The following is a 12,053-nucleotide window of genomic DNA, read 5'->3' as shown; positions in this document are numbered from 1 at the left end:
GCAAAATTAAAACAAATTGTGAAGATTGAGTAATATACGATTCCATCATTGCGTGTTTTCTTCTATATTCTAACTTACCCGCTTCATCTATTTTCGTTTGAAGTTCGTTACTTTAAGAAAATGATATAAGTTCGGTGCCCAGTCATTGAAATTTAATAAAAAGCCATCATGACCTACATTATCTGGAACGAAGAAATGGCGATGATATTTAAAACGCTCCCCTACTGCTCTCACTTGATCATCTGGATATAATAAATCATCCGTGAAGCCCATAGTTAAAACCTTTGTATCTAATGATTGATAAACGTCATCCACATTTGTACGTCCACGGTCAACATTATGACTATCTAATACATTTAACATTGTTAAATAGCAGGATAAATCATAAGTTTCTTTAAATTTATTACCTTGATGTCGTTGATAGCTTACAACTTCGTCGGGTGAAAAGCGTTGATCATAACTTTTAGATGACCGATACGTTAGAAATCCTAATTGTCGGGCAATACTAAGGCCTTCTTTGCCACCAAGATGAATCGCCTCACGTGCAATTTCGTTGAACGCACGACTATACGATGACGTCTTATCCGTAGCCGCTAGAATAACCGCCTTATCCACTTGAAATTGATGGTTGTAGAGCAGTTCCATAACTTGCATTCCACCTAAACTACCACCAATTAAAATATTAATCTTGTTGAAACCAAGCGCTTGAATCCCCATTTCAATTGCTTTCACAATATCCCTCAACGTTAAATGCTCCGGAAAATTAGGATCAGTTAAAGGAGAACTTGAACCAAAGGGGCTACCGATGACATTGAACGTAAGAAATTGATAATCATAAATCGGCATATAACCGCCATCTATGATTTCACGCCACCAACCAGGCGCATCATCTGTGCCATATGTTAAATGATTACCAGTTAGCGCATGGCAGACCACAACAAGTGGTTGCCCCGCATAGCCCACATGTTCATAACGCAATTGTAAGTTTTTAATCATTTCGCCTGATTCAGTTGTAAAAGGTCCTAAATTTAATGTTTCTACCGTGTAATTGGTCATGCGGTTACCTCCTTTGAATACTAAAAAAATCGCCTATACTCTTCAAAGTATGAGGCGATTCGTCTCTATTACTTATCATTCGAGTATCTCGTTGGTCGTAGCACCGTGCGTATGCATCGCCGGTTGCTGAAGTTTCTTAGGGCCGTGTCCCTCCACTTCTCTTAATAAGTTCTATTATCTCTATTCATTTACTTATTCAAATTGTAATTTGAATTTATTGTATCTAATTGTATAGCTAACTTCAATCGTTAGCTATTGGGTTCTGCCTTTTCTAAAAGAAAAAACGTAGACCTGCAATCAGCACAATACCTACTAAAATAGTTGTAGTCAGACTACGCGTGAAAAGTGCGATAAACACCGTTGGAATCGTCACAAGAATAAACGGAATATTAAGGGTGTATCCTGCTACACCTTCCTGTTGTACGATAATGCCATCTAATATCAGTGCTGTAAATAATGTAATTGGAATAAACGATAGCCATTTAATCACCGTTTCCGAGAGTTGAATACGTGAAATCATTAAGAATGGAACTACTCGAATGATTAACGTTACAAGTCCACATAACACGATTAAGATAAACATATGCCAAGATGTTGTCATTTATCCATCACCACCCCTAATGTTGCTGCTAGCATCGATGCAATCAGAATTGCAACGTATGAAGGCATAAACCAACTTAAGCTAAGCATCATCACGATAACAAATACGATAAGTACAATGTATATGCGTAGTTTAGATGATGTAATTGACTCAAATTGTGCCATGGTTAAAAAGATAAACATTGCTGTAATCGCAAAATCGAGACCTAGCATGTCTGGATTAGAGATATATTTACCAAGTAACGCACCAACAATACTAGCTAGTGCCCAAAATGTATATGCGGTTAAATTTAAGCCATGTAACCACCGATCGTTTATCTTCTCCCCTTTTAAATGCGGTGTGATAGCGACGCCAAATGTTTCATCTGTCAAAATTGAAGACAGACCTAGACGATTCCAAATACCATAGTCTTTATAATTGGGTGCTAACGTCATTGATAATAGGAAGAAACGTGAATTGACAATCAATGTTGTAAGAACAATAGCAGAAATCGGTGTGCCTGTAGCAACGAGTGCACAAATAATAAATTGTGCTGCGCCAGCATAGACAAGTAAACATAATAATAGTATTTCAATGATACTAAAATGTTGTGACGCAGCTACAATGCCAAACGATAAACCAATCCCAACGTATCCTAACAAAGTAGGTATACATTCTTTAACGCCTTGCTTAAACGTCACATGTGATGTCATCTTTGTAACCTCCCTTTATACTTAATATTTTAGAACAGTATTTTATTAATAATTTCAGTCTAATATACGGATGCTAGAGTGGCAACAACGTTAGACATAGGGTTGTGTGATGTTAGACTAACAGACTACTTAGAACTACTGATTTAAAGGGGTATTTAATATGTCTATTTTTGACAACAAAGCGTATATTACAGATCTGAAAGCAGTCTAAATCCACTCTTTTTACTTCATCACTTTATTAAGAAAAAGTGAATTTTTTAGCATGATTGATTGTATATTTAAGACATCATAGACCACAATTCAATGTAGTTTCATTGAAGCATTCCTACCACCAATTCACTTTGTTTATGACATTCATATTGGTTTAACACCATAAAAAGAGAGCTGAAAAAGTGTTATATAAACACCTTCTCAGCTCAGTTAGCTACTGCGAGTTTGCACTACGCTTATTCTGAACTCTATAAATTAACGTTATAAGCTAACTAATAATTGAATTAGTCGTTAACTGGACGGATTTCAGTTTTACCACCCATGAATGGTACTAATGCTTCAGGAATTGTAATTGAGCCATCTGCATTTTGGTAGTTTTCAACGATTGCTGCAAATGTACGACCTACTGCAAGACCACTACCATTTAATGTATGTGCTAATTCTGGTTTAGAAGCCGCATCACGTTTGAAGCGGATGTTAGCACGACGCGCTTGGAAATCAGTACAGTTTGAGCAAGAACTGATTTCTTTATAGTTGTCATAACTTGGTAACCAAACTTCTAAGTCATATGTTTTACTTGCACTGAAACCAATATCGCCAGTACATAAGATAACACGACGGTAAGGTAAACCTAATTCTTCAAGAATTGCTTCCGCATTTTGTGTCATATCTTCTAATGCATCCCAAGAATCTTCTGGTTTTTCGATACGTACCATTTCAACTTTGTCGAATTGGTGTAAACGGATTAAACCTCTTGTATCTCTACCTGCTGATCCAGCTTCACTACGGAAACAAGCAGTTTGAGCAGTGAATTTTTCAGGTAGTACGCCTGGTGGAATAATTTCGTCTCTGTAGAAGTTTGTTAATGGTACTTCTGCAGTTGGGATTGTGTATAGACCTTCTTTTTCAACTTTGAATAAGTCTTCTTCAAATTTAGGTAACTGACCAGTACCAAACATTGTATCTGCGTTAACTAATTGAGGTGTCATCATTTCAGTGTAACCATGTTGTGTTGTATGTTTTGTAAGCATGTAGTTCATTAATGCACGTTCTAATAATGCACCATCTTTAGTTAAGTATACGAAACGCGCACCTGAAATTTTTGCAGCACGTTCAAAGTCTGCCATTTTTAATTCTTCAACTAAGTCCCAGTGTGCTTTAGGTTCGAAGTCAAACTCACGAGGTGTACCCCATTTTTTAACTTCAACATTTTCTTCATCAGAATCCCCTTGTGGTACATCTTCAGCAATTAGGTTAGGAATACGAATTAAGATATCTCTAACTTTATTATCCACTTCATTAAGTTTAGCGTCGTTTTCTTTGATTTCGTCACCAAGTTCACGCATTTCTTTAATAACGTCGTCTGCATTTTCTTTATTACGTTTCTTTTCAGCGATTTCTTCACTTACTTTGTTACGACGTGCTTTCATTTCTTCAGTCTTACCAATTAATTGACGGCGTTCATTATCTAATTCTAATACCTCGTCAACAACTTTAGGATCATCTCCACGTAATTCAATTTTGCTCTTAACTTTGTCAGCTTCTTCTCTGAATAGTCTAATGTCTAACATGTAACATTCATCCTTCCCAATTTTTTGAAAATTTTTATTTTGGATAACATGCGTCTTGCTCAATAAAAAAAGACCACATCCCCTTTACAAGGGACGTGGTCTACGCGTTGCCACCCTATTTAACAATTTGACACAATAGATGTATCAAATTGCACTTTCCTTAAAATAACGGTTATTACCGGTTGTTCACAATTGTAGGTAGATTCGCATAATCATCAATTACTTGTTCACACTCAACACAAGCTCTCTGAAATTAATTGATTATGTTACTTGTCCCACGAACAATAACTTATTAAGTTATTTTTAATATAGCAAACTCCTCTATAATTAGCAAGTAAATGCTAAATAATATTATATTTATCTTATTGTATACGCCCTCTATAAAGCCATGTAGGGACCTTATGATACGTATAATTAAATATTCTTCATAATAGTGTTGACGAAAGTCTTTCACAGGTATAATATTTTCTATTGTATTTAAAAAAGGTATAGACAAACAATCCAATTTAGAACTCAATCACCTAGGTCATTATGGATGCTATCGCTACGCATTTCATTGTCACTTGAAATTTGAGTTATATACAGTATTGGCGGTACACACATTTTTCTAGCATTATACGTTCACAACGTCTTCAAGGGAGGGTTTAATTTATGGAAACATTAACAACTGTTAATATTCCGAAGAGAAAAGAAGAGACACATAAAGGTGACTATGGAAAGATTCTACTGATAGGTGGAAGTGCCAATTTAGGAGGCGCAATCATGTTAGCTGCGCGTGCATGTGTTTATAGTGGAAGTGGGTTAATTACAGTAGCTACACATCCTACAAACCATGCGGCACTCCATTCACGTTGTCCAGAGGCAATGGTAATCGATATTAACGACACTAAAATGTTAACGAAAATGATTGAAAACACTGATAGCATTTTAATTGGACCAGGGTTAGGTGTTGATTTCAAAGGTAATAACGCAATTACGTTTTTACTACAAAATATTCAACCACACCAAAATTTAATTGTTGATGGTGATGCGATTACAATATTTAGTAAATTAAAACCTGATATTCCAACTTGCCGTGTTATCTTTACACCACATCAAAAAGAATGGGAACGTTTAAGTGGTATCCCTATTGAAGAACAAACTTACGAACGTAATAGAGAAGCTGTTGATAAGTTAGGTGCTGCTGTTGTACTGAAGAAACACGGTACTGAAATATTCTTCAAAGATAAGGAATATAGACTGACAATTGGTACGCCAGCAATGGCAACTGGTGGTATGGGCGACACATTAGCTGGAATGATTACTAGCTTTGTTGGCCAGTTTGATGATTTTAGAGATGCAATTACAAGCGCAACATATACACACAGTTATATTGGAGAGAAATTATCTGAATCCATGTACGTTGTGCCACCTTCACGTTTAATTAGTGAAATCCCATATGTAATGAAAGAGTTAGAAAACTAATTGAATTAAATAAAAATAAGACTTCCCTAGTGAAAGGGAAGTCTTATTTTTATTTAATGAATATATTCTATTATCGCTGATCACTATAGATTAGCCTTTAATTCTCGTCGTCTTCATCATCGTTAGATGCATTATCAATGTCTTCATTCACACGATCCATAAAATCTTGTCTAACTTCAATACGTTCATCTGTTGCATTATCCTCAGCTACTGTTTCCGTATCTTCATCCGCTTCCGTATGGAGTGCATTACCTGGTGTATCATCATCTACAACTTCTTCGCTAGGGCTTTCTGTACTTTCTGCATTTGTTTCACCATCTTCAACTTGTGCTGCTTCAGTTGCATCTTCATCTTCTGTTTTATCAATGACTTTAGCAACCGTTGAAACAAATTGATCTTCACCTAGTTTCATTAAGCGTACACCTTGTGTTGCACGACCATTTTGAGAAATATCTTCTACTTCTAAACGAATAATCACACCACTATTGGTAACAATCATTAAATCTTCTTCACCAGTAACTGTTGTGATACAAACGATGTTACCATTACGTTCTGTAATCTTTGCAGTCTTAATACCTTTACCGCCACGGTTTGATAAGCGATATTCACTTACTGGCGTACGTTTACCATAACCATTTTCAGTGACAACAAGAATTTCATCTTCACTATCGGCATGGGCAACATCTAGACCTACTACAACATCATCTTCACGCAATGAGATACCTCTTACACCTGCAGCAGTTCGACCTAATGGACGTAAACTTGTTTCTGCAAATCTGATTAATGAAGCGTGAGATGTACCAATTAAGATGTCTTGGTGACCATCTGTAAGACGGACTGCAATTAATTCATCATCTTCTTTGAAACCAATCGCAATTTTACCATTCTTATTGATATGTGAGAAATTGCTTAACGCAGAACGTTTCACAATACCGTTTTTAGTTGCAAATACTAAGTAACTATCTTCATCTTCGAGATCTCTAACCGCAATCATAGTACTGATTGTCTCATCATTATCCAATTCAATCGCATTGATGACTGGAATACCTTTAGATTGTCGAGATAATTCTGGCACTTCATAACCTTTAAGTTTGTATACACGACCTTTATTCGTGAAGAATAAAACATGGTCATGCGTACTTAACGTAACAAGTTGGCTGACGAAGTCTTCTTCCAATGTATTCATACCTTGAACACCACGTCCTCCACGGTGTTGTGAACGATACGTAGAAACAGGTAATCGTTTAATATAGTTATTATGACTTAATGTAATAACAATTTGTTCTTCTGGAATAAGATCTTCATCTTCGAGATCATCTAAACCACCTAATTGAATTTCTGTACGACGTTCGTCACCGAAACGTTCTTTGATGTCTGTTAATTCATCTCGAACTAATTGAAGTAACACTTCGTCATCGGCTAAGATTGCTTCTAATTCAGAAATATAGCCGAGCAATTCGTTATATTCATTTTCAATTTTATCTCGTTCTAAACCTGTTAAACGTCTTAAACGCATATCAAGAATTGCTTGTGCTTGGCGTTCAGACAATTTAAAACGCGATTGTAATGTTTCCATTGCGACTTTATCTGTTTCTGATTCACGAATTGTCGTAATAATCTCGTCAATATGATCTAACGCAATGCGTAAACCTTCTAAGATATGTGCACGGTCTTTCGCTTTTTTCAAGTTATATTCTGTACGACGGCGCACGACAGTCTTTTGATGCTCTAAGTATTCAACTAAAGCTTGTTTTAAATTGATTAATTTTGGACGTCCATTAACCAGTGCAATCATATTCACACCGAATGACGTTTGTAATGGTGTTTGTTTGTAGAGATTGTTCAAGATAACATTGGCGTTTGCATCTTTACGTACATCAATAACTACTCTAACACCTGTACGTAAACTTGTTTCATCACGTAAATCTGTAATACCTTCGATTTTCTTGTCACGAACAAGTTCTGCTATCTTTTCAATCATACGTGCTTTATTAACTTGATATGGGATTTGAGTCACTACGATACGTTGGCGACCGCCACCACGTTCTTCAATTTCTGCACGTGCACGCATTTGAATGGAGCCACGTCCTGTTTCATATGCGCGTCGGATACCACTCTTGCCTAGGATTAAACCAGCTGTTGGAAAATCAGGGCCTTGAATATCTTCCATAAGTTCTGCAATCGTAACATCTGGATTCTTACTTAAATGTAAAACACCGTTGATGACTTCAGTTAAATTGTGAGGAGGAATATTTGTTGCCATACCTACAGCAATACCTGATGCACCGTTCACTAATAAGTTAGGGAAACGAGAAGGTAAGACTTCCGGCTCTCTTTCAGTACCATCATAGTTATCTAAGAAATCAATCGTATCTTTATTAATATCACGTAATAGTTCTAATGTAATTTTAGTCATCTTCGCTTCAGTATAACGCATGGCAGCGGCACCATCACCGTCCATTGAACCGAAGTTACCTTGACCATCAACAAGTGGATAGCGATAGCTGAATGTTTGTGCCATTCTAACCATGGCATCATAAATTGATGAGTCTCCGTGAGGGTGATATTTACCCATTACATCCCCAACGATACGTGCTGATTTTTTATATGGTTTATCAGGGGTCATACCTTGTTCATTTAAGCCATATAAGATACGACGGTGTACAGGTTTTAAACCATCACGTACATCAGGTAACGCACGTGAAACGATAACGCTCATTGCATAGTCTAAAAATGATTCGCGCATCTCGCTGGTTATATTTCGTTCATTTATTCTTGATTGAGGTAAGTCAGCCATCAAGATATCCTCCTTCTATAATCAATTCACTTAAAATAGCAAGACTGCAAGCCATTCGCTATACAGTCTTCAACATGTTCATTCGTTCACGCTAATTTAGAAATCTAGGTTTGCATATACTGCATTGTCTTCGATAAATTGTCTGCGATTTTCAACGACATCACCCATTAACATTTCAAACGTTTGGTCCGCTTCAATCGCATCATCTAATTTAACTTGTAACATCATACGGTTTTCAGGATTCATTGTCGTTTCCCATAATTGATCCGCATTCATTTCTCCTAAACCTTTATAACGTGAAATTTGCCATTTAGGCGTAGGACTTAATTCTGATTTTAATTTATCAAGTTCACGATCGTTAAATACATAATATTTTTGTTTACCTTGTGCCAATTTGTACAATGGTGGTTGTGCGATATATACATATCCCGCTTCAATTAATGGTCTCATGAAACGATAGAAGAACGTTAGTAGTAGCGTTCTAATATGTGCACCATCGACATCAGCATCTGTCATAATTACAATTTTATGATAACGTGCTTTAGTGATATCGAACTCGCCGCCAATACCAGTACCAAAGGCTGTAATCATTTGACGTATTTCATTGTTATTTAGAATACGGTCTAGACGTGCTTTTTCAACGTTTAAGATTTTACCTCTTAATGGCAAGATTGCTTGTGTTTTAGAGTCACGACCTTCTTTTGTAGACCCCCCGGCAGAGTCACCCTCTACTAGGAAGATTTCACTTTCTTCAGGTTTCTTACTTGAACAATCGGCAAGTTTACCTGGTAAGCTTGAAATTTCTAAAGCTGATTTACGGCGTGTTACTTCACGCGCTTTTTTAGCTGCAACACGTGCACGTGATGCCATGATTCCTTTTTCCACAACAATACGCGCAACATTTGGATGTTCGTATAAGAAACGTTCAAAATGTTCAGCAAACAATCTATCAACAATTTGACGTACTTCAGAGTTACCTAATTTCGTCTTTGTTTGTCCTTCGAATTGAGGATCACCATGTTTAATTGATACGACAGCTGTTAAACCTTCACGTGTATCTTCACCAGACAATCTTTCTTTGTCATCTTTAATGATTTTACTTTGTGTGCCGTAACTATTTAATATACGTGTTAATGCACGTTTAAAGCCATCTTCATGCGTACCACCTTCATACGTATGAATATTGTTCGCATAAGATAATAAGTTCGTTGCATAACCACTGTTATACTGCATAGCGATTTCAATTTCTACATCATCTTTAGTTTGGTGAATATAAATCGGCTCTTCATGAATTGGCTCTTTATTTTCATTTAGTAATTCAACGTAAGATTTAATACCGCCTTCATAATGATATGTATCTTCACGTTGTTCTTCATCTTCACGTTCATCTCTTAAAGTGATTGAAATACCTTTGTTTAAGAATGCCAGCTCTCTAATACGTTTTTGAAGTGTTTCATAGTCATAAACGGTTGTTTCAGTGAATATTTCGCCATCTGCTTTAAAGCGAATCACTGTACCTGTTTTATCAGTGCTACCTACTTCTTTAAGATCAAATTGTGGTACACCTTTTTTATATGCTTGATGATAGATTGTATCGTTACGATGAACGTATACCTCTAAATCTTCAGACAATGCGTTAACAACTGAAGAGCCTACACCATGTAGACCGCCAGATACTTTATAACCGCCACCGCCGAATTTACCACCAGCATGTAGTACAGTTAAGATAACTTCAACTGCTGGACGACCCATTTTTTCTTGAATATCAACAGGAATACCTCGACCATTGTCAGTTACTTTAATCCAATTGTCTTTTTCAATAATTACTTCAATTTGATCTGCATAACCAGCAAGTGCCTCGTCGATACTGTTATCCACGATTTCCCATACTAAGTGGTGCAAACCTCTCTCTGAAGTTGAACCTATATACATACCAGGTCTTTTACGAACGGCTTCTAACCCTTCTAATACCTGTATCTGTCCAGCACCATAGTTATCTGTGTTGTTTACATCTGACAATGTATTCACCATCACTTTCTATTACTTTATAATTTCACCTTGATTGATTCGATAAAGCTTAGCATTGTTCATAATCTCATGGTCTATGCCGTCTACGGATGTTGTCGTTACAAAGGTTTGTACTTTATGTTGAATCGTGCTTAGTAAATGTGTTTGTCGAGAATCATCTAATTCGCTTAACACATCATCTAGTAGTAAGATTGGATATTCTCCAACTTCAATGTTCATTAACTCTATTTCTGCTAGTTTAATGGATAATGCGGTCGTACGTTGTTGTCCTTGAGACCCATATGTTTGCGCATCCATATCATTTACATTAAAGCCTAAATCATCTCTATGCGGGCCAAATAAACAAACGCCACGTTCCATTTCACGCTTAATGTTGTCATTTAACAGTGTAATCACTTCGTCTAATAACGCTTGCGCATCTTTATCCATATCACTGAGTTTTATACTTGGTAAATAAGTCAACGATAACGTTTCTCTGTCATTAGTGATACCAGCATGAATCGGTTTAGCCAATGATTCTAATTCTTTGATGAAATGTGCTCGTCTCAACGTTACATTCAATGCATATTGCGCAAATTGTTGGTTTAAGACTTCTAACATCGTAGTGTCTTGTTTATGACCAAGTTGCAACTGCTTTAAGTAGTTATTCTTCTGTTTAAGAATACGTTGGTATTGAGCCAAGTCATTTAGATAAACTGCAGAGATTTGACCTAATTCCATATCAATGAACCGTCTTCGTATCTGTGGTGCACCTTTGACAATATTTAAGTCTTCTGGCGCAAAAAGAACCACGTTAAGATGTCCAACATACTGCGTTAGTCGACTTTGTTCTAAGTGGTTCACTTTTACTTGTTTACCTTTTTTAGTTATAAACATCGTTAATGGCATCGTTCCATGTCTATAATTTAGTACACCCTCTATTTTAGCATACTCTGAGTTAAACCGTATAAGCTCCTTGTCATTCGATGTGCGATGACTTTTAGCTAAAGCTAATGTGTAAATTGATTCAAGTAAATTCGTCTTCCCTTGTGCATTTTCTCCGATCAGAATATTCACATCAGGATGACATTCAAGCGTAACTTCTTCATAGTTACGATAATTCTCTAATTGGAGTGTTTTAAGTTTCATTGTTCACCTTGATGAATAATGATTACAGAATCAATTTCAGGGATATCAGGGAAATCAATTCGATCTTGGTTGGCTAGCTTTTTACCACGACGTGTTTCGCGTTCACCATTAATTAAAACTTCATAATCTTGTAAGAACCATTTAGCTTGGCCACCTGATTCTATAATGCCTTCAGTTTTAAGAAACTGGCCTAACGTAATATCGCCTTCAACCACTACTTCTTGAACCAAAATAATCACTCCGTTTCTTTATGTGTCATTAATATATTATACCTTTTTTAGGTTTAAATTTCATTTAAAATGGAATGTGAAACCGTTTACTTCACAATATCTTTATACATATTTAGATTTTGAAGGAAAATTGCCTATATTTTTCAAATTGAAGCGGCTTTTTTTGAATAACCAAAGGCGTTAAAAATGATTTCATTACTCATATAGCCCTATTTTTAATTTTAAGGGCCATTTTTGCGTAAAAAGAAGTTGTTTAGAGTTATCCACTAGTTTTTA

Annotated in this window: 9 protein-coding genes, 1 riboswitch and 1 other annotated feature; of the genes, 1 reads left to right on the top strand and 8 read right to left on the bottom strand. The window is 36.2% G+C overall.

The features are described from left to right. Positions 1–87: 87 nt before the first annotated feature. The 4 genes from metX to serS form a co-directional block, all read right to left on the bottom strand. Positions 88–1,056 carry a homoserine O-acetyltransferase MetX gene (gene metX / locus AK212_RS08860; protein WP_053030334.1) on the bottom strand — a complete coding sequence of 323 codons (969 nt, stop codon included), beginning with the start codon at positions 1,054–1,056 and terminating at the stop codon, positions 88–90. Between the two features lie 69 nt (positions 1,057–1,125). Continuing rightward, positions 1,126–1,227: riboswitch (SAM riboswitch) on the bottom strand. A 100-nt stretch (positions 1,228–1,327) separates the two neighbouring features. Then, positions 1,328–1,657: an AzlD domain-containing protein gene (locus AK212_RS08855; RefSeq protein ID WP_053030333.1), complete on the bottom strand. Its 330-nt coding sequence runs from the start codon at positions 1,655–1,657 to the stop codon at positions 1,328–1,330. Beyond that, entirely contained in the window at positions 1,654–2,349 is a 696-nt protein-coding gene (locus AK212_RS08850) for an AzlC family ABC transporter permease (RefSeq protein WP_053030332.1), read from the bottom strand. Before AK212_RS08850 ends, AK212_RS08855 begins: the two co-directional genes overlap by 4 nt. A gap of 494 nt (positions 2,350–2,843) precedes the next feature. After that, the gene (gene serS, locus AK212_RS08845; protein ID WP_053030331.1) at positions 2,844–4,130 is read right to left on the bottom strand and encodes a serine--tRNA ligase; all 1,287 of its coding nucleotides are present in this window, start codon (positions 4,128–4,130) and stop codon (positions 2,844–2,846) included. Between the two features lie 86 nt (positions 4,131–4,216). After that, positions 4,217–4,415: a binding site (T-box leader), on the bottom strand. Between the two features lie 366 nt (positions 4,416–4,781). Here serS and AK212_RS08840 point away from each other — a divergent pair. Continuing rightward, entirely contained in the window at positions 4,782–5,594 is an 813-nt protein-coding gene (locus AK212_RS08840; RefSeq protein ID WP_053030330.1) for an NAD(P)H-hydrate dehydratase, read from the top strand. A gap of 97 nt (positions 5,595–5,691) precedes the next feature. On the opposite strand, the gene gyrA is transcribed toward AK212_RS08840, so the two are convergent. The 4 genes from gyrA to yaaA all read right to left on the bottom strand — a co-directional run bounded on the left by gyrA (position 5,692) and on the right by yaaA (position 11,786). Then, positions 5,692–8,391 (bottom strand): DNA gyrase subunit A, encoded by a 2,700-nt coding sequence (gyrA, locus tag AK212_RS08835; protein ID WP_053030329.1) that lies wholly within the window; start codon positions 8,389–8,391, stop codon positions 5,692–5,694. Between the two features lie 96 nt (positions 8,392–8,487). After that, positions 8,488–10,422, bottom strand: a complete 1,935-nt coding sequence (gyrB, locus tag AK212_RS08830) for a DNA topoisomerase (ATP-hydrolyzing) subunit B (protein ID WP_053030328.1) — start codon at positions 10,420–10,422, stop codon at positions 8,488–8,490. A gap of 9 nt (positions 10,423–10,431) precedes the next feature. Further along, on the bottom strand, positions 10,432–11,547 hold the full coding sequence (recF, locus tag AK212_RS08825) for a DNA replication/repair protein RecF (protein ID WP_053030327.1): 1,116 nt from the start codon (positions 11,545–11,547) through the stop codon (positions 10,432–10,434). Then, on the bottom strand, positions 11,544–11,786 hold the full coding sequence (gene yaaA / locus AK212_RS08820) for a S4 domain-containing protein YaaA (RefSeq protein WP_174841934.1): 243 nt from the start codon (positions 11,784–11,786) through the stop codon (positions 11,544–11,546). Before yaaA ends, recF begins: the two co-directional genes overlap by 4 nt. Positions 11,787–12,053: the final 267 nt, after the last annotated feature.

Source organism: Staphylococcus borealis (assembly GCF_001224225.1).
In the GTDB taxonomy this organism is placed as follows: Bacteria; Bacillota; Bacilli; order Staphylococcales; family Staphylococcaceae; genus Staphylococcus; species Staphylococcus borealis.
The sequence above is the reverse complement of the archived record's forward strand: the minus strand, read 5'-3'. Positions and strand labels throughout refer to the sequence as shown.